We start from the raw sequence: 20,877 nt of genomic DNA on the forward strand, positions 1-20,877 counted from the left end.
TCCCTCAGCCGTCAGAGCCGTTACCAGCCCAGGGGCGGCGCAGGTGCAGGGGCAGGTGGGCGCAGTCGTTGAGCTGGCGCACAAAGGGGCCGTACTCCATCAGCTCCACCAGGGATACAGCGGTGACGGGCATAGCCAGGCGATCGCGATATCGACCGACATCGATGCCGAGCAGTGTGCACAGCATAATCCGCAGGGTGGCCTTGTGGGACACGATCAGCACATTGCCGTCGGGATAGGTCTCTTCAATTTCAGCCAGCACATCGGAGCTGCGCCGGGCCACCTGCATCGCCTTTTCGCCATCGGTGGGGGTGTTCCAGGCGGGGTCAGCGAGCCAGCGAATGTAGTCGTCGTGGAAGGTGATGTTGACCTCAGCAGGGGCCATCCCTTCCCACCGGCCAAAGGACAGCTCGCGCAGATGGTCGCGACGCTGTACCGCTAGCCCCGTAATCTGGCAGAGGGGCTGCACCGTGGCAGCTGCATGGCTCAGGGGGCTACAGAAAACCGCCTGCCACTCCAGGTGATGGTAGGCCTTGGCAAAATAGTCGGCCATTTGCTGACCCTGCGCCGTCAGCGCTACCCCATCTTGGCTACAGTAGCGGCCCGTGCGGCAGTACTCGGTTTCGGCGTTGCGGAGTAGGTAAAGCCTCAGGGGCATAGGGCAATTGACCTTAAGTGGAGGGGAGCGATCGCAGTTGGTCGCTCAGGTGGGAGCGATCGGCAATGGTGTGGAACAGCGGCCCGCGCGGCCCCAGCTCGACCACGCTCACGGCGGCGACGGGCATATCCATGCGATCGCGGTAGCGGCCCACATCAATGCCCAGCAGGGTGCACAGCATAATGCGAATTGTGGCCTTGTGGGACACCAGCAAAATATGGCCACCAGCATAAGTGCGCTCAATTTCGTCGAGCACCTGGGCCGACCGGCGGGCGATATCTACGGCGCGTTCGCCCCCCACCGGGGCATACCAGGCCGGGTCAGTGAGCCAGGCCACGTACTCGTCATGGTGCTCGCGGTCAACGGCGGTGGGGTGCATGCCTTCCCAGCGACCGTACATGACCTCCCGCAGCCCGTCGCGCAGCTGCATCTCTAAGTTCAGCCCATTGCACAGCGGTCGAGCCGTTTCTACCGCCCGCCGCAGAGGGCTGACGTAGGCGGCACTCCAGGGCAGATGGGCATAGGTTTCGGCAAACTCCTGGGCCATAGCCATCCCCTCGGAGGTCAGACCAGGATCGTTTTCGGGGGTGCCACAGTAGCCCCCCGTGAGACTATAGGCCGTTTGGCCGTGACGCAAAAAATAGAGAAAAACTCCCATTGATGCCTGGCGGTAAACAAGCGCGGTAGCTATCCAGGATCCACCTTTGACCAGCAGCCCTAGAACACTTAACCCACGGCAAAGGGCTCATCACCCTTAATCTAACCTACGGGCTAAAGAACCCAAAACAGGTTCAAAATTGTATAAGACCGAGCTAAATCTTGGCCTACTCCAGGTCTCGGCGTCCCTCCAACGCGCGGGCCAAGGTGACCTCGTCGGCGTATTCTAAGTCGCCCCCCATGGGTAGGCCAAAGGCAATGCGCGTTACCCGCGTGAAGGGCTTAAGCAATTGGCCCACATAGAGGGTTGTGGTGTCGCCCTCAATGCTGGGGCTAATCGCCATAATCACTTCTTGGGTGCCCTCTTTGCTCACCCGGTGGACTAAGGGGCCAATGTTCAGCTGCTCAGGGCCAATGCCATCCATGGGGGAGATGAGGCCCCCCAGCACGTGGTAACGGCCTCGATATTCGCGGGTTTTTTCGATCGCAATCACGTCTCGCGAGTCGGCTACCACGCAGAGAGTCTGGGGGTCGCGGTTAGTAGCTCGGCAAATGTCGCACACTGGGTCAGCGGACAGGTGAAAACACACCGAGCACTGACCCACCTGGGCCTTCGCCTCCAGAAGCGCCTGGGCGAGAGCCTGCACCTCGTTTTGGGGGCGCTTGAGAATGTGCAGGGCCAAGCGCTGGGCCGACTTAGGGCCAACCCCCGGCAGCCGCTGGAATTCTTCAATCAGTCGAGCCAGGGGACGAGTGTAAATGGGGACAGACTCCTAGGGGATGCTCAGTATTTAAATTGTACGTGTAAGGCTGTGAATGTAAGGTAGGTCAATGGCAGATTTGAGCGGTATGTGGCTGGGCACCTACTGGCAGCGGGATACCCCAACCCGCTTTGAAGCCACCCTGGTGCAGGGGGGCAATGCTCTGAGCGGCAGCATTCTCGACGGTGGTTATCTGGGCGAAGCCCAACTCAGCGGCACCGTGACGGGTCGCCAGATACAGTTTGTCAAACGCTATCTGGGTAAGGGGCAAGCGCCCATTGATTACACGGGAACCGTGTCCGAAGACGGAGACCATATTACCGGGCAGTGGAGTATCGCCGGTTTCGATAGCGGCCCATGGGAGGCCCACCGCAGCGATGACGACTTGAGCGCGAGCTGGCAGACGGTTTTGCAACGAAATTTGACACCAACCCTCGGCTAAGGCCCAAAAGCGGCGATTTTGTGATCTGGCTAGCATTTTTTCGTCTGGAAAGGGCTTACATTTCGTAACACATGGTTGCCGTAGGCAATCTCGATACCGCAAAGGATCGGTGGTTGATGCATTCTGCCTGGCTACAGATGTTAAAGCCCGCTGTGGTGCTGGGCGTTTTGATGGTCAATGTAGCGCTGCCCAAGTTTCCAGTGGCGGCCCCCGAGCAAGGGCCCCAGCCCGCTGTCGCCCTGACCAAGGTCGAGACCTTGACAGAGCTGTATCATCTACGCGATCGCCTGGGGGGTGAGCTGAGCAATTACCCTACCGGGATGGCGGTGACCCGTTCTGGGATAGGGCCACCGCCCGCCGCCGTCTTAGACCAACTCAGGGCCATCAACTACCGCCTACAGCAGGAGGAAACGGCCCGCCAGCTGCAGCACCGAGCCGAGCAGGCTGCCGCGGCAGCGATCGCCCTGGGCAACCCGGCTACCCTGCCCGCCACAGAACTGGCTACCGCCTACACCCTCTGGGACAAAGCCGTAGCAGCACTGAACCAGATTCCGCCCAACACTTTTGGCAAGGCCCAGGCAGCGGCCCAAAAACAGCAGTATGAGCAGCAGCGGGCGATCGCGGCCTACCACTACGACACGGCTCGATCGGCATTTCTACAGCCCATTGTGGAACAGACTGGCGCACCCGCGCGGGTGCGCCTGACGGTGTGTTCGCTGCAGCGAGAATGCCGCCGGTGGCAGGGCCACCTTCCGCCCGCTAGCCCCGCCAGCCTGATCAAAGTGCCGGTGGCGATCGCGCTCATGACCAAACTTCAGCAGTCAGGTGTTGACCCCGCCACCCCGCTCTGGGTTAGCCCTAGCAATTGGACCGAGGATGCCGGGTCTATTTGGGTCAGAACCGAATATCCTGTAGAGCAGATTATGGCCGACATGCTTAGCGCCAGCGGCAATATCGCCACCAACCAGCTAATTGACTACATTGGATGGCAGGGTATTCAGCAAAGTCTGCAAAGCCGAGGGTACCGGGCCACCCGCGTCACTAGAAAATTGGTGGGCGAGTCGACTTACCCCGCCAACGCCGGTAACACCCCCAACCGCATCACCACCGATGAACTGACAGACATGATGGTGGCCATCTATAACCGGGAGTTTCCCGGAGCCGACCGGATTGAAGCGGCGTTGGCCGACCAGCGCGATCGCAACCTGGGCCACGCTGCCGTGAACTCTCCCATTGACTGGCTGGGGGAAAAGACCGGCCGCAATTCTAAGGTGCTGGGTACCACTACGGCGGTTAAGGTGGGCAGTCAGCGCTACATCATCACCGCTACCCTCGACTACAGCGGAAACGAAGCGGCTATGCGATCGATCGTCGCCGGGGTCAGTCAGCACCTGCTCACCTACAATGGCTTTGAACCCGAGGCAGCTAGGTCTGAAGAGGTGGCCATTCGAACTGGAACGTTCTTGCCCTAGGGGGCGATCGCCTTTGAACTCGGCATGACGTGGGCGATCCCAACAATCCAGCCGCCAGCATCCAAGAAAGTTGCCTCAGATCTTTAGCTACCGCTCCAACCAATCGACCAGAGCCTGGCGCATTGTGGCCACAGGTACCGGGCCGTCTAGCCAAATCGCCAGAGCAGCGGCCCCCTGCTGCACCAGCATTTCTAGTCCGTCCAGGGTCATTAGCCCCTGCTGATCAGCTAATGCCAGCAAGCGGGTGGGTCGCGGTGTATAGATCAAGTCGTAGACCACAGCCTGGGACTGAGCCAAAGCCAGATACTCTGCCGCTAGGGGCGTCTGCCCTGCGGCGGTGTGCATACCCAGGGGTGTAGCGTTGACAATTAAATCGGCGGTGGGCAGCAAACTCGGCAGCACCTCCCAGGGGTGAACCGTGAGCGGAGGTTGTAGAGGAGAACCGACCCAGCCCTGCTGAAAGGCCTCCAGGGCTTCAGCCCTGCGACCCACCACCTGCACCGATTCAAATCCCAGCTGCGCACAGCCCGCCACGATGGCCCTAGCCGCCCCCCCGTTGCCCAAGACCAGCGCCGTGCTCCCAGTCCAGGATTTTAATGTTTTGAGCGGGGCGATAAACCCGGCCACATCGGTGTTGGTACCGGCCCAACCCTGTTCGGTGCGCCACACCGTGTTAACTGCACCGACGGCCCGGGCCTCGGCAGTCACCGTTGCCAGCAGAGGCAGAATGGCCTGCTTGTGGGGAATGGTGATACTGAACCCCCGCACCCCGATGGCGGCAAAGCCAGCGATCGCCGCTGCTAACCCCTCTGCCGCCACCGGAAAGGCCACATAGACGTAGTCGACCCCGAGTTCTTTCAGGGCAGCATTGTGCATGACCGGCGACAGGGAGTGGGCGATCGGGTCGCCGATGACGCCGAGGAGTTGAGTGGTTCCGGTGATGGGCATGGGAAGGGGGATAGGAAGGGTGAAGGGGATGGGGAGGAGATAGAGCAATTTGGTTGTGTGTCTAGAAACGTTGAGTTTATTGCCCCATCTTTCCCATCCCCCTATCTTCCCCATCCCCCCATCTGCTCATCGCCCTACTCTCGATTCAAATAACTGAACTATCTTGTCTACGACCTCCTCAATGGAGAGGCCGTCGGTGTTGAGCGCGATCGCATCGTCGGCCTGGCGCAGGGGTGACACCCGACGGCTGCTATCTTTGCGATCGCGATCGTCGATAGCCTGTTCCAGGTCGCTGAGGGACACTGCGGCCTGCCCCTGGGCGGCGAGGTCGCGCTGGCGGCGGCGGGCCCGCTCACCCACCGACGCGGTGAGAAAAATTTTCAGCTCCGCCTGGGGAAACACCTGGGTACCGATGTCGCGGCCTTCCATCACCACACCGCCAGTGATGCCGTACTGCTGCTGCTGGCGCAGGAGGGTCTCGCGCACGGTGGGCTGAGCTGACACCACCGAGACCTGAGCCGTAACAGCAGGGCTGCGAATGGCCTGGGTCACTTCCTGACCGTTGAGCCAGATGCGGCTGGGGTAGGCGGCAAAGGCAGCGTCATCGCCCGAGGCCTCTAGACGGATTTCGCAGTCCTGCACAAGTTCGGCGATCGCAACCTCGTCCTGCACGTCAAGACCCTGCTCCAGAGCCAGCCAGGTCACCGCTCGATACATCGCGCCGCTGTCGAGGTAGAGCAGGTTGAGTCGCTGGGCCACCTGACGAGCCACGGTCGATTTCCCGGCCCCCGCCGGCCCATCAATGGCCACAATGGGCTGGCGATCGCGCAGCAATACATTGTCGATCAGCCGGGTATTGCCCAGATGGGCCGCTACCGCCAGCATCCCTAGCGTCTCCACTCTTTGAAGGGATTGTAGCGTTTCAGGATGCACCAGCTCGACATATTGGGGCCTAAGGGCGGGCTCCTGGGCCAGTTCCGCATACACAGCCGCCGTCAGCTCCTGACCCAGCCGCTCACCAGCCTGAAAGCACTGCTGGGCTGCCATCAGACCCCGATAGAGTACGGCTGCCTGCTGACGCTCAACCTCACTTAGGTAGCTATTGCGAGAGCTGAGGGCCAAACCACTCGCCTCGCGCACTGTTGGGCAACCAACCAGCTGGCCAGGCAGGTTGAGATCGCGCACCAGGCGCTTCAAAATTGCTAGCTGTTGAGCATCTTTATAGCCAAAGTAGGCGCGATCGGGGGACACCAGGCTCAGCAACTTCGTCACCACCGTAGCCACCCCCTCAAAATGGCCTGGCCGGTGGGGGCCGCACAGCACCGCCACCATTTCTTGGGGAGGAGTCACCTGGGTCGTGGCGTTTGACTGTGGGTCAGCAGCGCCGTAGAAGGCCGCGGGAGTGGGCATAAACACCGCATCGACCCCAGTCTGTTCACACAGACGCAGGTCTTGCTCAGGGGTGTGAGGGTAGCGGGCCAAATCCTCTTGGGGGCCAAACTGGAGAGGATTGACAAAAATGCTGACCACAACCACCGCATTTTCCACCCGTGCCCGCTCCATCAGGCTCAGATGGCCTGGGTGCAGATGGCCCATAGTGGGTACTAGCCCGACTGCTACGCCATCTTCTGCAGTCTGATCCTGGCGTGCTTGGGCTAAATATCGTTTTACCCCTTCAACCGTCTTGAGTACTCGCACAATCTCCCCATCCTCTACTGCGTGCCCTCTGGATATGCACGGGTGTGACAGCTAACATTCTGGCCACCTCACGCCAAAGGTAATACCGTATCAGATTTAAAGTCGTGGGCATATCGCCCGATGCCCTGCTTTGCTATGACTTTACTTCAGCGCTTCTGCAGCTCTAGGGCCAGGGCAGACCATCAAAATCCCTCTCCACCAGTCGGGTTGGAGAGGGCTAGCTTCAAGCCCCGGAGCATCAACCTCCAGGGCATCAACGTTGGCCAAAGCGACTATTCGGCCGACAGCACCTCTAGCTGTACCCGGCCTACTCCGCTGGCCCTGATGCCAATATTGCCGGCCGCCGCTGCTGAGAGGTCAATCACCCGACCGTGGCCAAAGGGACCGCGATCGTTTATGCGCACCACTACAGACTGGCCCGTAGACAGGTTAGTGACTCGCACCCGAGTGCCAAAGGGCAGTGTACGGTGGGCAGCCGTCAGGTCGTTTTGGTTAAATACCTCCCCACTGGCACTGCGTCGTCCGTGGAAGCCAGGCCCGTACCAAGAGGCCATACCGGTAAGGGTGGAAGACACCACTCCGACTTGCGCTGCAGCAGCAGCAGCAGGCTCGGGCAGGCCCTCGATGCGCGCTAGGGGAGGGGCATCGCCCAGCAGCCGCCGCAGCCGATTGGCGATATGGAGGGCATCTTCACCAGGGTTGTCGGTGGTATCGGGCAAAATAGTTTGCTCGTCGAGGGTGATCAGCGGTTCATCACCCCAAGCAACCACAAATGACTCATCTTCGCTATCCCAACGGGCTACGATGGCGTCGGCATTGCTGCTGGCCGCCAACGACTGTAGACGAGCCACCACAGCATCCGCTCGGCGCTGGGGCTCTTGAGCATCTGAGGCTACCGCAACCGTTCCTCGGCTGGCGCTGAGGGTTTCGAGCTCACCCCCCACCAGGGTTACGACCGGAATCGAACGGATGTAGACCGTAGCGGCCTGGCGAGAGTCTAGAGCATGGGGAAATACAGTGGCTGTCTCAAGCGTATTGTCAGCAGGTTGAGCTGGCTGAGGCAATGAGGCTGCATCAGGGGCAGACTCGTCGGCCTGACGAACCTCTAGGGCTTGGGGAAAGACAGTAGCTGTTTCGAGAATGTTGTCAGTTGAATCAGAGGGCTGAAGCAATAAGGCTGAGTTAGGTTGGCTAGGCTCAAAAGTTGAAGAGTCAGAGTCTGCAAGCGAATCTGCGTCAGGGAGGGGAGATAGAACATTAGCATGATGTGCTGTCTCGGGATCCAGGGAGAGGCTATTATCGCCTTTATCCTGGGCTTGAGTGGGCAAGGGTGCTCCAAAAACGGACATAGCGACGGCAACCGTCAGTCCGCCCAATACATGATGTTTCATTTACACCAAAAGAATTCAACAGAAAGAGCAGGGGATAGATTCTGGCGATAAAAATTGCGCAGAACAGACAGCACAGGAACTGCCTTGAACCCCGTACCCATTGCAAATTGGTCTTCGGTTTTTGACGAAATGTAACCTAGCACGTTCGGACGGCAGTGCGAATCCGGGCATCTACCCGTAGGTATAGCCCTTGACCAAAAAATAAAAGAGTATCTGACCTCACACAATCGGCTCAACCTGCTCCGGTAACTGGGCTTGCTGGGTCTCAGGCCATATGGCTAACTTTCAAATTATTTATGGATAGAGTCAATTGAGTTATGTAAGATTAATCAGTCTATTCACCGTTTTGGCAGATTTTTGTCAGCGAAAGGTAAATTTTCCGGAACTCTGCCAGAACTCTGTATCTGATTTCAGAGGCTAATTTTTGGGGTGATAGCGCGCCGTCGCGGCCAGAATTGCCGATTAACACCTTGGCCAAGCGCACCAAATTCCTGCCATTTGGATCCAAAATCTAAAAGGTTAAGGCGTCAATCCAGGGCGATCGCCGCCGCTGCCCCCCTTAGCCCATTGACGAAGCTCACCCCCGTTTCTAAGGTAAGAGACTGGCCATACAGGAGACGTTGACCCCATGGACTATCGGGATGCTGGTGTAGATGTAGAGGCGGGGCGGGGCTTTGTGCAGCGCATTCGCAGTCTGGTAGACAGCACTCGCCGTCCAGAGGTGTTAGGGGGCTTAGGAGGCTTCAGCGGCCTCTGCGAGCTGCCCGCTGGCTACCGCGAACCCGTGCTGGTATCGGGTACCGACGGCGTGGGCACCAAGCTCAAAATTGCCCAGCTTACCCAGCGCCACAGCACCGTTGGCATTGATCTAGTAGCCATGTGTGTCAACGATATTCTCACCAGCGGGGCCGAACCGCTGTTTTTTCTCGACTATCTGGCCACGGGCAAGCTTGAGCCCGCCGCCCTAGCAGAAGTTGTAGAGGGCATTGTGGCGGGCTGTCGCCAGGCGGGCTGTGCCCTATTGGGGGGCGAAACGGCTGAAATGCCCGGCTTCTATGGCCCTGGCGAATACGATCTGGCGGGTTTCTGCGTCGGTGTAGTCGAGAAGTCTCAAATTTTGGACGGCAGCCGGGTGCAGGTGGGCGATCGCATCATTGGACTGGCCAGCAGCGGTGTGCACAGCAACGGCTTTAGCCTGGTTCGTAAAGTAGTAGCCGAGGGTCAGCGCACCGACGCTGCTACTACCGGCTACAGCTGGGACGAAACCGTGCCGACCCTGGGCAACCACAGCCTGGGGGAAGTCTTTCTGACCCCCACACGCATCTATGTAGGGCCTATCCTCAAGGCTCGTCGAGAGGGGCTCACCATCCACGGCATGGCCCATATTACCGGCGGCGGTCTGCCCGAGAACCTGCCCCGCTGCCTGGGACCAGATCAGGGTATTCACCTAAATGCGGGCAGCTGGCCCGTACCTGCGGTGTTTAGCTGGCTAGCCGAGGCGGGCCAGGTGCCCGCAGTCGATCTCTACAACACGTTTAATATGGGGCTGGGCTTTGCTCTGGTGGTTCCTGCCCAAGAGAGCGATCGCACCCTTGCCTGGCTCGCCCAACACCAGGTCGAGGCCTACCTGGTAGGCGAAGTGACCTCTGGGTCAGGTCAGGTTACCGGCCTACCTGAGTAGTTCCCTAGCCTTGGCTGAGCCCCCCTGCTCTCGCCCCTAGAAACAACTTCGATCCGAAGCCTTGCTGAAGAACTGCCCCTTTCTGGCTCAATAGCCGATACCGTAGAAGGGCAGCATAATTGGGAACGTCCGTTGAAATCTTCGACTCTAAACTGGCAGCCAGTGGTGCTGAGCTTTCTCGCGATTGTGGGCTTAGCTCTGGTCACCAGCAGTTTTGTCATTATCAACCCAGGCCAGGCCGGGGTGCTGAGCATTCTGGGTAAGTCTCAGGATGGGGTGCTGCTAGAGGGTATTCACCTGAAGCCGCCCCTAGTATCTACTGTCGATGTGTACGACGTAACGGTGCAGAAGTTTGAGGTGCCAGCCCAAAGCTCAACCAAAGACCTGCAAGATCTCTCCGGCCGCTTTGCTATTAACTTTCGCCTTGACCCTACCGAGGTCGTGAATATTCGTCGCACTCAGGGTACGCTCGAAAACATCGTGTCTAAGATTGTGGCACCCCAGACCCAGGAGTCGTTTAAAATTGCTGCCGCCCGCCGTACCGTTGAAGAGGCGATTACCCAACGGGCTGAACTCAAGCAAGACTTTGACGACGCTCTAACCTTTCGTCTCGACAAGTACGGCATTTTAGTGCTGGACACCAGCGTGGTCGATCTCACATTCTCGGCTGAGTTTGCCAAGGCTGTGGAAGACAAGCAAATTGCCGAACAGCGCGCCCGCCGCGCCGTCTACATCGCCCAAGAGGCAGAGCAGGAGGCCCAGGCCGAAATTAACCGGGCTAAGGGTAGAGCCGAAGCTCAGCGCCTGATTGCTGAAACCCTCAAGGCCAAGGGCGGTCAGCTCGTCCTGCAAAAAGAGGCGATTGAGGCTTGGAAAGGAGGGGGTGCTCAAGTACCCCGAGTTTTAGTGATGGGTCAAGGCAGCACCGTGCCGCTCCTCTTTGACCTGCAACAAGTCGCCAGTGACGAGACAGACCAGCCAGGCTAACCCAGTGGCCCAAACAGGTTGACCTCGGTTGCGCCATTACAGCGGCGCAACCGAGGTCAACCTTGATTAGGACAAATTCTACCAGGCTAGACTAATGGCCTCAATGGGGGAGTAGGTAATTTCTCGCACCATCCCAGGCTGGCCTAGGGCTTCGGCCTGGTTATCGTTGTAGCTGACCATCACCGCACCGGCATTGCCCGCTCGAACCGTTAGAGCCTGATCTGCAGTCCACAGGCGAGTATCCCCTGGCTGCAAAATACCTTCAAACTCAGTTCTACCGTCGGAGGTGATGCGCAGCCACGACTGAGCAGTGAGCGTCATTTTGACTTTGATCGGAGCCTGGGGCTCCTCAATCTCGGCAGCAGGGGGAGCAGGGGTATTGTTCGTCCCTGGGTTGGACGGAGCCTCAACCCCATTAAGGGGGTTCAAAGGAGGCAGCACAGTCACCTCTGGGGCCGTCTGCCGCAGCACGTAGGACAGCCCGCTAATGGCCGCCACCAGCAGTACAAAATAGGCACCATAGAGGTGCAAAGGGCGCAACTGAGCCGCTGGAGTCTCTTTCCAGGAGGGCCGCTGAATGCGAGGTGGGGTAAAAAATTGACTGGCTAAGGTCTCGCCATCAAGGTTGAGGGCATCGCCGTAGCGACGCAGCAGGCCACGGATATACACGGGTTCAGGCAGCCCGTCTAGATCGCCCTGCTCGATGGCGGCCAACAGGGTAGGACGAATCAAGGTTTTTTCAGCCATGACCTCTAGGCTTTGTTCCTGCTGCTGGCGAGCCGAGCGCAACAGCGTACCAAGCTCCGAGAGCTGTTCTCGGTAGAGGGCATTAGGATCAACCAACTCTTTTGTCTTCATACAGGGAAAATCTAGCTCAAGACGGCGAACAGCTAACGAATGACGGAGGCAGTTTGCTGAGGGGTTGATTGAACCGATGACTCAGCTAATAATGCCTCAATTTCGGCAGATGATAAAGCCCTGTAAGCCCCCACACCTAAGTTACCTAGCGTAACTGAACCCACTGCGGTTCGGTGTAAGTCTATCACCCGATGCCCTAGGGCCTTGGCGACCCGACGGATTTGCCGGTTGCGCCCTTCCTGAAGAATAACCTCAAGCTGGGTATGGTTTGAGTTAGTGGCGATGACTTGAACCTCGGCAGGACGGGTCAGCTGGCGATCGAGCCAGATACCTTGTCGCCAGGCCTCGAGGGCTGAGGTGGACAACTGACCGTCGAGATGTACCCGATAGGTTTTAGAGACGTCGTGGCGGGGATGGGTGAGCCGAAAAGTGAAATCACCATCGTTAGTGAGCAGCAGCGCTCCGGTCGTGTAGGCATCGAGTCGCCCAACGGGGTGTATACCGACGGCCTGCAACTCAGGGGGTAAGACAGTGAGGACAGTAGGACGATTTTCAGGATCCGCACAGGTAGACACCATGCCGAGGGGCTTGTGCAGCAGCAGGTAGTGCTGAGTCGGTCGGTGATAGGGCTGGAGGGGGTGCTGATTGACTTCAATGCGATCGCAGCTGGGGTCAGCCCGCTGCCCCAAATGCGCCACGACTCCATTGACCTGCACCTGCCCCGACTCAATCATCTGTTCGGCCTGCCGCCGGGAGGCAACCCCATACTGAGAAAGAATTTTTTGTAGCCGTTCTGCCATGACGTGGTGACGCCTAGATAGGTAACCCCGACAGGGGCAAGTAAACCTGCTTAACAATTATGGCAGCAATCTAGGGCATCTGAGTATAAGTTCTTACCAATACCTTCCAATACCTTTAAGTAAGGATGATTAACTCAGCCAATAGGCTGACGGCAAAAGGCAACAAAATGCCTCTAACAGTAAATCCTTCTTGCTTAACCCCCGATTCAGAAGAGCGAATGCGATTTGCCCCTACGGTTTCGCCTGTTGAAAATCGGGGCTATGTGATTCAGATTTGATCCAATACCCGGCTATTCGGGCTGAGTAGCCGGCAGCCGCAGCCGCAGCCAGCCGCCGCCCAGTTCGGGGTGATTGGCGGCGGTAATCGTGCCATTGTGGGCCTCAATAATTTGGCTGACAATGGCCAGGCCCAGCCCTGTACCCCGGCCCACTTCTGTCGCGGTTCCGGCGTCTACAGGAACTAGGTCTACCAGTGGGTCAGTGCGGGTGCGCGAGGGATCGGCCCGGTAGAAGCGGTCAAAGATGTAGGGCAGATCTTTGGCGTTGAAGCCCGGCCCCATATCCATTACGTCGAGGATTAGCCTCTCAGGCTCAGGCTCTTCGGCGTCGTAACCCAATGATGGGGCACCAGGCTCTAACAACCGAACATAAACGGTGGCGCGACTGGGGCTGTGTTTAATCGCATTGTCGATCAGGTTGAGCAATACCCGATGAAACAGCGGCTCATCGAGATTGGCCAGGCAGTGGGAAGGGCCATCGTAAGCTAGCTTGAGCGCTTTGACCTGGGCTAAAGGCTCTAGGCTTACCCATGCCCGTTGCACTAACTGGGGCAAATCAACAGGTTTGAGGCTCAGCCCCTGAAACTGATCCCCCTGGAGACGACTGAGATTCAGCAGATCTTCGACCAAATTGCTCAGACGAATGGTTTCGTTGACCAGGCGGTCAAGCCAGCGGCGCTGGCTCTCATCGACGCGGGGCTGGAGAGTTTCGGCCACCAGGCGAATGGAGGTGAGGGGGGTTTTGAGCTCGTGGGCCACGTCAGAGGTCCAGCGATCGCGCTGCTGCACCAGCAGCGCCGCCTCCTGACGATTTTCTAAAAATACGCCGACTTCACCGCTATCGAGGGGGATAGCGTAGCCGCGCAGGGGAAAGGTCGGCTCTTCTTTAGGATGCAGGGGATCCGGAGAAATCTGATAGAGCATCCACTCGCGCTGGCAGTGGGTTTGCTTTTCGCGGGTTTCTTCAATCAGCGCGTCGAGTTCATAGGAGCGGGCCACCTCTAGCAGCAGGCGGCGACGCTGTACCGACCCTGTCAGGGGCTGATTCATTTTGAGCAGGCGGTTGGCCTGATCGTTGCACCAGATCAGCTGGTTTTCTTCATCGACCTGGAGATAGCCAATGGGAGCCGTTTGTAAAATGCGCTCTAGGGTGTCGCGGCTAGTACCCAGCGATCGCAGCTGCCGCTGCTGCTGCGGCTGAGTTTTCACCAATTGCTCAACCTGCCCTAGGGCCGCATGCCAGTCGGTAGCTTGCAGGGTCTTAATCAGACGCCGCTCGCGGTACCGCTGCCGCCCCTGCTGCCAAAACAACAGTAGCGCCCCTGTAGCTAGACCCAGCAGATACGCAAAAATAGTCAACCTTTTCCCTGGCCGCAGCGATTAAGTCTTGTCCAAGCCTATCGCACAAAAAAGCACCCCCACAGAGGTGCTTCTAGTAAAATAACGACTCAGGCAATCTCCTGCCCTTAAAAATAAGCAGTAGCTCCGACTTTGCAGACGGAGCTACCTCTCAGCCTAACCGGGCAAACTTAAGCTATCGAACAGCGGCTCCGCGATACTTGAGGCCCTGGGGATGGTCGGCCTTAGCCTGCGGTGCCACGTGGCGAGTGGCAACAGCACCACGATAGCGACCAATAACCTCTTCAGACACGGTTACTTGAGCAGTAGCCGGTTCGTAATCAACGCCGCGATATTTCAAGGACATCTTTCGCCTCTCCTTAATGAGTGAAGGTGTGTAAACAGAGGCGCGTTCCTTCGAGCTGATGCTCTACTTCCGTCTCTTGTGAGAGAGATGAACGATTTGTTTCTGTATTCATTGTTACTGTTTATTCTGTAACTGTCAAGTCTATATTCTCTATTAGAAAAGTTTTGTAAAACCATTCCGGCTCAGCTCTCTATATCCCTTACCTACTGGCCTGTTGACCTATGCATGCTCCGATTCCGCCCCATCGCTATTTTCCTTACCTCACCTGGACGGAGATTGAGGCCATGGGCGATCGCGAAAACGTTGTTATTGTGCAGCCCATGGGGGCAATCGAGCAGCACGGCCCCCACTTACCCCTAGCCGTAGATAGCGTCATCTGCACGACTGTGCTGGGCAAGGCATTGGCCCAGCTAGACGCTGCGGTACCGGTTTATAGCTTGCCCCCGCTGTACTACGGCAAATCTAACGAGCACTGGCATTTTCCGGGTACGATCACCCTCTCCGCCGAAACCCTGCTAAAGATAATTCACGACGTTGCCGAAAGCCTCTATCGGGCCGGATTTCGCAAGCTGGTGCTGCTCAATGCCCACGGCGGTCAGCCTCAGGTGCTGGAGATTGCCGCGCGGGATTTACACCAAATCCACGGCGATTTGATGGTATTCCCTCTATTTGTATGGGCGGTGCCCAACTGCGCGGGCACTCTGCTAACCCCCAAAGAGATGGAGCTGGGCATTCATGCCGGGGATGCTGAAACTAGCCTGATGCTGTCAATCCTGCCGGATCAGGTGCGTATGGAGCGGGCCACGGCGGAGTTTCCTCAAAATTTGCCGACGGAGAGCTGGCTAACTATGGAGGGGGCTTTGCCCTTTGCCTGGGTAACGCGCGATCTTAGCGCCAGCGGCGTTTTGGGCGACCCGACCGTGGCTACTGCCGAAAAGGGGGATCAACTCCTCTCTTCGTTGGCAACCAGTTGGGCGACGGCTCTGGAGGATATTTATCGATTTCGCCAGCCTCACCCTGACTTGGCTTACCTACACTAGAGGTTCAAGCGCGAGTCTGAAGCGATCGCGGTAGCCAATTGCGCTCTGGGATGAACAGTTGATTTATCCAAGGTAATGGGGTGCGATCGCCAGATCGCGTCCCTGGAGTTTGCTATACTCAAAAACTGATGAGGCGGCGACATAGCCAAGTGGTAAGGCAGAGGTCTGCAAAACCTCCAACCCCGGTTCGAATCCGGGTGTCGCCTTTGTTTACTGCGCTCATTTTTGAGCCAGAAGCACCGTAGACAGGGCATCACAGCTCTGTTACGGTTTATGTATTGTTGCTAGTTGTAGTTAGTTGTTGCCAATTGAGCCTCTATTTATAGGCAAAATCTAGGCATGGAATTTGCAGAGCGGCTGAACCGGGCTAACGGTCGCCTGAAGGCGGCGAGGATTCGGGTGCGGCTGCAAGTGCTGAATCAGAAGCTTTATGCCAGGGGCACATTTCCGCCTGCGCCTGGGAGCACTAAAGATTCGCCACACCAGCAGCGGATCGCGTTGGGGCTACCGGCTAACCCTAGGGGCCTCTCGCTGGCTGAGGAGCAGGCGAAGGGGATAGGGGTTGCCCTAGAGGCTGGGCGGTTCGATTGGGGGCCTTACCGAGGCGACCGGGCTGAGACGGTGGGGGATTGGGTGGAGCGGTTTAAGCGCCGGTGGAAGGGCGCGCCGATCACTTGGAAAACCGACTATCAGCAGCCCTTTAACAAACTGCCCATTGATGCGCCGTTGACGGTGGCCCTGCTGGAGCAGACCGCCGAGAAACGAACGGAGGAAGATTCACGGTCGCGGCTGCGGGCCTGCAATGCCTACCGCCAGCTGGCAGAATTTGCGGGCCTGCCGGTGGAGGGGTTTGCCCAGCTCAAGGGCAGCTATAGCGCGGCGGCGGTTGACCCGCGCTCGTTGCCCACCGATAAACAGATCGCCGGTTGGCGGGGCACTATTGCCGAGCCGGGGTGGCGGTGGCTGTTTGGGATGCTGGCCACCTATGGCCTACGCCCCCATGAGGCTTATTCTCTTGACCTGGCAGATTTCCCGACGGTGAGGGTGCATGAGGACACCAAAACTGGTTCGAGGTTTGTGTGGCCGCTGTACCCAGAGTGGGCCACGGCCTGGGAGCTGTCGGCGGTGACCATGCCACCGCTGGAAAATATCGCTGGAAACAGTAATGCCCAATTGGGTACAAAGACGGCGAGGGCCTTTAATCGCCTGGGTTTTTGCCAGGCTTACGATTTGCGCCACAGTTTTGCTCGCCGGTGCCTAGAGTTTGGCTACAGCCCAGAGTTTGGGGCCAAGCTGATGGGGCACAGCCCAGAGACGCACTGCAAGGTCTATCGCCGGTGGATTGATGAGGGTGTCTATTGGGCTATCTATCAGGCGGGGATTGGTCGGGGCGATCGACCCCAAGCACCTCAACTTTGACATGGTCGGGGTGGAATGGAATCAGCTTGATTAGAATCCTGTCCCCGTCGCAATCGGGGCAGGCAAGGTAGTCATCGACCCCATTGCCGTCAGGGTCAAGCACGTAGGCATTACCGCCACAAGTAGGGCAAGTCTCCCTAGAAACGTCACCGCAGTTTGGGCACCACTCATCAATTCCCGTCCCAGAGCAGGCTTCACAGTACTCTGTCTCCCCGGGGGAGAAGTTGATGGCATCTTCCTCGTAGAGGTCTATTTCACCTTCACCGCCACAGATCTCGCATGACCTAATACGAAAGGCCCCGCCGCATTGGGGGCAAAACTCCCCTGTTTCTTCCCAGTCAAATTCGTAGGTCATGCCTAACTACTGAAACAACCTAAACGCCTCACCGAGGGCGCGTTCATCAACATCGCTCTGCCACTTTTCGAGTCGATCGCAGTGCCAGAGGTAGGTTAATCGGGCGGCGGTGGGGTTTTTTACTTTCCAGTGGTGGCCCTTTTTGAGCTCGCCATTTTGGCGAGCGGTGGCGAGCACCCACCGGCTAACGCCCAGGCGCTGGCAGGCGGCGGCGGTGTTCATCCATGGGGATTGTTTAGCCATCGACTTTTTGCCCCCATTCTTCGACTAGGCGGCCCAGCATGAGCCAGTGTTCTTTCTGTGACATCTGGCCGCAAACCTCATCAATCAGGCGATCGGCTTCGGCCCAGACTTCGGCGGGGATATCGGGCGGTGGGTGAACGGTGTAGCGGTAGGTGCCCTTAGGGCTGGTGCTGGTGAGCAGGTAGGGCGGTAGGGGCGCGGCCTTGGGCACGATCCACCCTTCGGCTAGGCCCTGGGCGATCGTTTCGGCGTCGGCCTTGGGTTTGCAGATGGGCAGGCCGCTGGGGTTTTGTACGTTATTCGCTGGCTCGGGGTTGTCGAGCTGGCGGGCAATGGTGAGCAGATGCTCGGCCAAGTGCTCTGGCACCCTGATCGCTCGGGTGGGGCCGCTCCAGTTTGATGGTCTACCCATGATTGCAGCGGCCCTCCCAGAGAATGCAGAGGCGCTCGACCAGGCGCTCTAGGCCGCCTTGGTCGGTGGTGAGGGGGTCGCCGTCGTCGCACCAGGCGCGGAGGGATGACCAGCGGGGGTAGCCCAGGTCAAAGCGGAGGGCGTCTACTTCGGCAATGAGGGGGGCTAGGTTGTCGCCAGCTGTAGCTGGCGCAGCTGCGGCGGCGGTGGCGGGGCCGCGATATTGGCGGGGGATGGGGCGTTCTCTAAGCATGGCAGTCACCTACTGCGCCCTCGTTCCAGTCGATGGGGGGCCAGTGGAGGCTGGGGCCTGTGGATATCCCTCCCTTCCCCCCGCACCCCCCTTCCTGCCCTTGGGGAGGTTTAAATTTTAAAGGGCGGGTTTCAAGGATACACGCTTCATTTTCCCCCCCTATGCGTGTAATAGGCCCATTACCAACGCTTTCGAGGCTTGCCTGCATCTCAGCCCTGACCTGTTCTAGAGTGGCTGGAACGCTTGGTATAGCGTCCATTACAGGCATTGCAGGCTGCGATCGCTCTGGATGCCATAAATCGGCGTTTTTGTAGAGGGTCTGAGCAGAGCACTGGGCCGCTTTGGTGAGGTGCTCGACTAGCTGGGAGATAGTGAGCTTAATTTGTTCGCCCAAGTCTCGGACGGCGACAGCAATCCGATGTCGAGCATCTTCTGCGCGGGTTCTGTTGACCCCTGCGCGGGTTCGCTCTCTCAGGGGTTCGCTACCCAATGGCCAGTAGTAGTTGCTGGCGCTGGCGGCCCACTGCGCGGCCTTCTTGTGGATTTGGTGCTGATGTCGGCACCATTGATCAAAGCCGGGGCAGCTGGTGGCGGTGGCTTCGATGTAGTCGGATAGTTCAAGTCCGTTTAGGCCCTTGAAGACGCGGCCATAGGTGGCGATCTCTTTGAGTAGCAGGTTGGTCTGGCCGTGGTCGGTCCAGCCTTCGGCGATCATGGTTTCTAGGTCGTTCTTCCAGTCTTCGACGGGGCCGGTGGCTTTGGTGCGGTAGCGGTGGCGGCGGTTGGCCCTGGCGACGGCGATCGCCTCGCCAATGGTTTCGGCGTCGTTCTGCAGGACGGCGTTATCCCACTGGGCCAGGAATAGGGCAAGGTCGTAGGCTCCGCCGATGGGGTTTAAGTCTTGGTCGAGCACGCAGGCCCCGGTCATGGGTTGCAGCGGCAGGCGGTGGCCGTTGTATTCGGTGAACTGCTTTTTCCAAAAGTTGCCCCAAGATTTGACGTTGGGGAAGCATTCGAGCTGGCCGGGGGCGATTTGGTAGCCCTGGGCCTCTAGGCACTGCTGTAGGGCACAGGCCACGCTAAATGTGGGGAAGTGCTGGGGCAGGGGGCAGTAGATGTGTATGCCGCCGCTAAAGCTGCTGCGAATGATGATGGTGCGAACGATGCCGATGGTTTCGAGTGCACCGCAAATGTCGTCTATGCGCTCTATATAAGGACTGTTGTGGTCGATGTCGATCAGGCCGTAGCAGGTGGAGCTGCCGAAACGGACGCCGATCACTCGCTTGGGGTCTTGCCAGGCTGACCAGAGCACTCTGGGCTTAATGCGGTATTTGCTGTTGGTCTTCCAGGCGGTGTCGATGTTGTGCTCTTCGAGGGGGGCCTCTAGCCACTTCCAGCCGTAGCCGAAGATTTGGGTAAGCTTGGCCCCGTGGGGATGAGAGGGGAATAAGCGTTTTTGAGTCATAATGCTCCCTAAGTTGAATTGAAGTCTGTTGGTACAAAAACGGCGATCGCCTATGTGGGGGCGATCGCCGTTTTTATTGGTCTTCGTCTGAATCGAAAGTTTGCAGATCGCTGAACGACCCTTCCCACCCGCACTCTAGGCAGAGGGGGCCAATTCCTGCTAACTCTTCAAGTTTTTTGTCCATCCGAGTAAGTACAGTCGACAAGCAGCTCGGGCAACGGTAAATAGTCATAGCTAGGCCCTCACCAGCAGGGCGCTGATGCCATCGCACCAGATGGGGTTAAGCAAATCCCGGTTGGGATGCTCTACGAGGCTGTATCGCCGTTGAAAAATCACAGCGTCAGAGCCTGGAGTACCAATCCACAGGTACTCTGGCCCCACTGCTCGTAGCTCGATATATGGACTCATGCCTCACCCCGCTCAAGCGCTATGGCCTGCTCGTACTGAATCTCCATTTCGGCGCACTGGATGATCGAGGCACTGAGCCGGTCAACCATGGATTCCAGGAAATCTACGGTCTTAGGCGGCAGGTCTATGGTGTCGGAGGTGAGCAGGGTTACCATCTCGTCCATCAGCGCCTTTTGTTCGCCGGTGGTGAGGTGGATGGTGTGAATTAGCTTGTCTTTGACCATTGGTATAGTCCTTGGGTAGTTACAACAAACGGCGATCGCCCCCTCAGAGGCAATCGCCGTTTTTTTAGTGCCTATTCGGATGTGGGCAGAGGGTGACTGAAGCTTTCATAGGATGCGTGTCGAGTGTTGGGATAATTGGGGTTCTAACGGGGCCAGCCGCCAAGCAAAGACCCCGCTAGAACGTTGTCACCAATCGTATACGCCAAACGTATACGGTCATAGTATAATATGCATGACCAGGAAGATCGGATCACGCCAGTGACTTTAAGAAAACGTGCCAAATTGACACAACGGAAACTGGCTGAGGCTCTGGATGTCCGTCAGGGCACCATCAGCGACTGGGAAAGAGGTCTTGCAATACCCCATTTGCGGCCATCCCAGGTCAAGGTGATGCTTGAGCTATTTAAATGCTCTATTGATGAATTGATAGAAGCCTACGAAACGCCCAAGGCCAGTTAAAAGAGCCGTCTATCTAACCAGGGATTGACCCACCATGAATCAACCGCCCGCCCCTACCTCGGGGGCTACTTTTTCGCGCCCATGCGATCTCACATCCATTAAGCCCAGCTTGCAGGCCCTGGCCAGCAAAGCCCAGGCCCAGGGGGGCAGCCTAACGCCGACTCAAGCCCAGCTCTACTTGCAGCTCTATCAAGGGTGGCAGTATTACCGGGCCTCTCAGCCCGCCCGCTTTAGGGGCGAGGTTGACGGGTTGTGTGATGCGA

The 20,877-nt window shown here is 58.1% G+C and carries 24 protein-coding genes, 1 tRNA gene and 1 riboswitch; of the genes, 9 read left to right on the plus strand and 16 right to left on the minus strand.

The window, feature by feature from the left end:
* Positions 1 to 4 precede the first annotated feature (4 nt).
* The 3 genes from VB780_RS00910 to recR form a co-directional block, all read right to left on the minus strand.
* Positions 5 to 658, minus strand: coding sequence for a histidine phosphatase family protein (locus tag VB780_RS00910; RefSeq protein ID WP_323349256.1), 654 nt, complete (start codon positions 656 to 658; stop codon positions 5 to 7).
* Between the two features lie 13 nt (positions 659 to 671).
* Positions 672 to 1,316, minus strand: coding sequence for a histidine phosphatase family protein (locus tag VB780_RS00915; RefSeq protein WP_323349257.1), 645 nt, complete (start codon positions 1,314 to 1,316; stop codon positions 672 to 674).
* A gap of 166 nt (positions 1,317 to 1,482) precedes the next feature.
* Complete coding sequence (gene recR, locus VB780_RS00920; protein ID WP_323349279.1) at positions 1,483 to 2,076, minus strand: recombination mediator RecR; 594 nt, start codon at positions 2,074 to 2,076, stop codon at positions 1,483 to 1,485.
* Positions 2,077 to 2,146: 70 nt separating this feature from the next.
* Between recR and VB780_RS00925 the strand changes: the two genes are divergently transcribed.
* Both VB780_RS00925 and VB780_RS00930 read left to right on the plus strand, forming a co-directional pair.
* Positions 2,147 to 2,518 (plus strand): hypothetical protein, encoded by a 372-nt coding sequence (locus tag VB780_RS00925; RefSeq protein ID WP_323349258.1) that lies wholly within the window; start codon positions 2,147 to 2,149, stop codon positions 2,516 to 2,518.
* Positions 2,519 to 2,634: 116 nt separating this feature from the next.
* Complete coding sequence (locus VB780_RS00930; RefSeq protein WP_323349259.1) at positions 2,635 to 3,990, plus strand: serine hydrolase; 1,356 nt, start codon at positions 2,635 to 2,637, stop codon at positions 3,988 to 3,990.
* Between the two features lie 87 nt (positions 3,991 to 4,077).
* On the opposite strand, the gene VB780_RS00935 is transcribed toward VB780_RS00930, so the two are convergent.
* The 3 genes from VB780_RS00935 to VB780_RS00945 form a co-directional block, all read right to left on the minus strand.
* Complete coding sequence (locus VB780_RS00935) at positions 4,078 to 4,938, minus strand: shikimate dehydrogenase (protein WP_323349260.1); 861 nt, start codon at positions 4,936 to 4,938, stop codon at positions 4,078 to 4,080.
* 126 nt (positions 4,939 to 5,064) lie between these two features.
* Positions 5,065 to 6,636, minus strand: a complete 1,572-nt coding sequence (locus VB780_RS00940) for a bifunctional pantoate--beta-alanine ligase/(d)CMP kinase (protein ID WP_323349261.1) — start codon at positions 6,634 to 6,636, stop codon at positions 5,065 to 5,067.
* 272 nt (positions 6,637 to 6,908) lie between these two features.
* On the minus strand, positions 6,909 to 7,808 hold the full coding sequence (locus tag VB780_RS00945) for a septal ring lytic transglycosylase RlpA family protein (protein ID WP_323349262.1): 900 nt from the start codon (positions 7,806 to 7,808) through the stop codon (positions 6,909 to 6,911).
* Positions 7,809 to 8,655: 847 nt separating this feature from the next.
* On the opposite strand from VB780_RS00945, the gene purM reads away from it, so the two are divergent.
* Together purM and VB780_RS00955 are read left to right on the plus strand one after the other, a co-directional pair.
* Positions 8,656 to 9,708, plus strand: a complete 1,053-nt coding sequence (gene purM, locus VB780_RS00950; protein ID WP_323349263.1) for a phosphoribosylformylglycinamidine cyclo-ligase — start codon at positions 8,656 to 8,658, stop codon at positions 9,706 to 9,708.
* Between the two features lie 132 nt (positions 9,709 to 9,840).
* A complete protein-coding gene (locus tag VB780_RS00955; RefSeq protein WP_323349264.1) occupies positions 9,841 to 10,695 on the plus strand; it encodes a prohibitin family protein in 855 nt (284 codons plus the stop codon).
* Positions 10,696 to 10,773: 78 nt separating this feature from the next.
* Here VB780_RS00955 and VB780_RS00960 read toward each other — a convergent pair whose 3' ends face one another.
* From VB780_RS00960 to VB780_RS00975, 4 genes are all read right to left on the minus strand, one after another.
* Positions 10,774 to 11,553 carry a helix-turn-helix domain-containing protein gene (locus VB780_RS00960; RefSeq protein ID WP_323349265.1) on the minus strand — a complete coding sequence of 260 codons (780 nt, stop codon included), beginning with the start codon at positions 11,551 to 11,553 and terminating at the stop codon, positions 10,774 to 10,776.
* 32 nt (positions 11,554 to 11,585) lie between these two features.
* A complete protein-coding gene (locus VB780_RS00965) occupies positions 11,586 to 12,353 on the minus strand; it encodes a pseudouridine synthase (protein WP_323349266.1) in 768 nt (255 codons plus the stop codon).
* Between the two features lie 290 nt (positions 12,354 to 12,643).
* The gene (locus tag VB780_RS00970; protein WP_323349267.1) at positions 12,644 to 13,990 is read right to left on the minus strand and encodes a PAS domain-containing sensor histidine kinase; all 1,347 of its coding nucleotides are present in this window, start codon (positions 13,988 to 13,990) and stop codon (positions 12,644 to 12,646) included.
* Positions 13,991 to 14,165: 175 nt separating this feature from the next.
* The gene (locus tag VB780_RS00975) at positions 14,166 to 14,336 is read right to left on the minus strand and encodes a DUF4278 domain-containing protein (protein WP_323349268.1); all 171 of its coding nucleotides are present in this window, start codon (positions 14,334 to 14,336) and stop codon (positions 14,166 to 14,168) included.
* 39 nt (positions 14,337 to 14,375) lie between these two features.
* A riboswitch (Glutamine riboswitch) is annotated at positions 14,376 to 14,432 on the minus strand.
* 125 nt (positions 14,433 to 14,557) lie between these two features.
* Between VB780_RS00975 and VB780_RS00980 the strand changes: the two genes are divergently transcribed.
* The 3 genes from VB780_RS00980 (at position 14,558) to VB780_RS00990 (ending at position 16,795) form a co-directional block, all read left to right on the plus strand.
* A complete protein-coding gene (locus VB780_RS00980) occupies positions 14,558 to 15,376 on the plus strand; it encodes a creatininase family protein (protein WP_323349269.1) in 819 nt (272 codons plus the stop codon).
* Between the two features lie 135 nt (positions 15,377 to 15,511).
* Positions 15,512 to 15,582, plus strand: a tRNA-Cys gene (locus VB780_RS00985).
* A gap of 133 nt (positions 15,583 to 15,715) precedes the next feature.
* Positions 15,716 to 16,795 carry a hypothetical protein gene (locus tag VB780_RS00990; RefSeq protein WP_323349270.1) on the plus strand — a complete coding sequence of 360 codons (1,080 nt, stop codon included), beginning with the start codon at positions 15,716 to 15,718 and terminating at the stop codon, positions 16,793 to 16,795.
* A gap of 361 nt (positions 16,796 to 17,156) precedes the next feature.
* Here the strand turns inward: VB780_RS00990 and VB780_RS00995 are convergent, their stop codons facing one another.
* The 6 genes from VB780_RS00995 to VB780_RS01020 all read right to left on the minus strand — a co-directional run bounded on the left by VB780_RS00995 (position 17,157) and on the right by VB780_RS01020 (position 20,155).
* The gene (locus VB780_RS00995) at positions 17,157 to 17,393 is read right to left on the minus strand and encodes a hypothetical protein (protein WP_323349271.1); all 237 of its coding nucleotides are present in this window, start codon (positions 17,391 to 17,393) and stop codon (positions 17,157 to 17,159) included.
* Positions 17,386 to 17,805: a hypothetical protein gene (locus VB780_RS01000; RefSeq protein ID WP_323349272.1), complete on the minus strand. Its 420-nt coding sequence runs from the start codon at positions 17,803 to 17,805 to the stop codon at positions 17,386 to 17,388. Before VB780_RS01000 ends, VB780_RS00995 begins: the two co-directional genes overlap by 8 nt.
* Positions 17,798 to 18,058 carry a hypothetical protein gene (locus VB780_RS01005; RefSeq protein ID WP_323349273.1) on the minus strand — a complete coding sequence of 87 codons (261 nt, stop codon included), beginning with the start codon at positions 18,056 to 18,058 and terminating at the stop codon, positions 17,798 to 17,800. The genes VB780_RS01000 and VB780_RS01005 overlap by 8 nt, the downstream gene beginning before the upstream one ends.
* Positions 18,051 to 19,523 (minus strand): hypothetical protein, encoded by a 1,473-nt coding sequence (locus VB780_RS01010; protein ID WP_323349274.1) that lies wholly within the window; start codon positions 19,521 to 19,523, stop codon positions 18,051 to 18,053. The genes VB780_RS01005 and VB780_RS01010 overlap by 8 nt, the downstream gene beginning before the upstream one ends.
* 234 nt (positions 19,524 to 19,757) lie before the next feature.
* Positions 19,758 to 19,931: a hypothetical protein gene (locus VB780_RS01015; protein WP_323349275.1), complete on the minus strand. Its 174-nt coding sequence runs from the start codon at positions 19,929 to 19,931 to the stop codon at positions 19,758 to 19,760.
* Positions 19,928 to 20,155, minus strand: coding sequence for a hypothetical protein (locus VB780_RS01020; protein ID WP_323349276.1), 228 nt, complete (start codon positions 20,153 to 20,155; stop codon positions 19,928 to 19,930). Before VB780_RS01020 ends, VB780_RS01015 begins: the two co-directional genes overlap by 4 nt.
* Before the next feature lie 228 nt (positions 20,156 to 20,383).
* Here VB780_RS01020 and VB780_RS01025 point away from each other — a divergent pair, with 228 nt between their 5' ends.
* Positions 20,384 to 20,614 (plus strand): helix-turn-helix transcriptional regulator, encoded by a 231-nt coding sequence (locus VB780_RS01025; RefSeq protein ID WP_323349277.1) that lies wholly within the window; start codon positions 20,384 to 20,386, stop codon positions 20,612 to 20,614.
* 34 nt (positions 20,615 to 20,648) lie between these two features.
* The coding region (locus tag VB780_RS01030) for a hypothetical protein (protein WP_323349278.1) at positions 20,649 to 20,877 on the plus strand (229 nt) is incomplete at its 3' end.

The organism is Leptolyngbya sp. CCNP1308, from assembly GCF_034932455.1.
In the GTDB taxonomy this organism is placed as follows: domain Bacteria; phylum Cyanobacteriota; class Cyanobacteriia; order Phormidesmidales; family Phormidesmidaceae; genus Nodosilinea.

What these genes read in the sequence shown, in the direction of transcription:
- VB780_RS00910 (WP_323349256.1), bottom strand. Translation starts at nt 658, where the DNA reads ATGCCCCTGAGGCTTTACCTACTCCGCAACGCCGAAACCGAGTACTGC.
- VB780_RS00915 (WP_323349257.1), bottom strand. Translation starts at nt 1,316, where the DNA reads ATGGGAGTTTTTCTCTATTTTTTGCGTCACGGCCAAACGGCCTATAGT.
- VB780_RS00925 (WP_323349258.1), top strand. Translation starts at nt 2,147, where the DNA reads ATGGCAGATTTGAGCGGTATGTGGCTGGGCACCTACTGGCAGCGGGAT.
- VB780_RS00930 (WP_323349259.1), top strand. Translation starts at nt 2,635, where the DNA reads ATGCATTCTGCCTGGCTACAGATGTTAAAGCCCGCTGTGGTGCTGGGC.
- VB780_RS00935 (WP_323349260.1), bottom strand. Translation starts at nt 4,938, where the DNA reads ATGCCCATCACCGGAACCACTCAACTCCTCGGCGTCATCGGCGACCCG.
- purM (WP_323349263.1), top strand. Translation starts at nt 8,656, where the DNA reads ATGGACTATCGGGATGCTGGTGTAGATGTAGAGGCGGGGCGGGGCTTT.
- VB780_RS00960 (WP_323349265.1), bottom strand. Translation starts at nt 11,553, where the DNA reads ATGAAGACAAAAGAGTTGGTTGATCCTAATGCCCTCTACCGAGAACAG.
- VB780_RS00965 (WP_323349266.1), bottom strand. Translation starts at nt 12,353, where the DNA reads ATGGCAGAACGGCTACAAAAAATTCTTTCTCAGTATGGGGTTGCCTCC.
- VB780_RS00975 (WP_323349268.1), bottom strand. Translation starts at nt 14,336, where the DNA reads ATGTCCTTGAAATATCGCGGCGTTGATTACGAACCGGCTACTGCTCAA.
- VB780_RS00980 (WP_323349269.1), top strand. Translation starts at nt 14,558, where the DNA reads ATGCATGCTCCGATTCCGCCCCATCGCTATTTTCCTTACCTCACCTGG.
- VB780_RS00990 (WP_323349270.1), top strand. Translation starts at nt 15,716, where the DNA reads ATGGAATTTGCAGAGCGGCTGAACCGGGCTAACGGTCGCCTGAAGGCG.
- VB780_RS00995 (WP_323349271.1), bottom strand. Translation starts at nt 17,393, where the DNA reads ATGGCTAAACAATCCCCATGGATGAACACCGCCGCCGCCTGCCAGCGC.
- VB780_RS01000 (WP_323349272.1), bottom strand. Translation starts at nt 17,805, where the DNA reads ATGGGTAGACCATCAAACTGGAGCGGCCCCACCCGAGCGATCAGGGTG.
- VB780_RS01005 (WP_323349273.1), bottom strand. Translation starts at nt 18,058, where the DNA reads ATGCTTAGAGAACGCCCCATCCCCCGCCAATATCGCGGCCCCGCCACC.
- VB780_RS01010 (WP_323349274.1), bottom strand. Translation starts at nt 19,523, where the DNA reads ATGACTCAAAAACGCTTATTCCCCTCTCATCCCCACGGGGCCAAGCTT.
- VB780_RS01015 (WP_323349275.1), bottom strand. Translation starts at nt 19,931, where the DNA reads ATGAGTCCATATATCGAGCTACGAGCAGTGGGGCCAGAGTACCTGTGG.
- VB780_RS01020 (WP_323349276.1), bottom strand. Translation starts at nt 20,155, where the DNA reads ATGGTCAAAGACAAGCTAATTCACACCATCCACCTCACCACCGGCGAA.
- VB780_RS01025 (WP_323349277.1), top strand. Translation starts at nt 20,384, where the DNA reads ATGCATGACCAGGAAGATCGGATCACGCCAGTGACTTTAAGAAAACGT.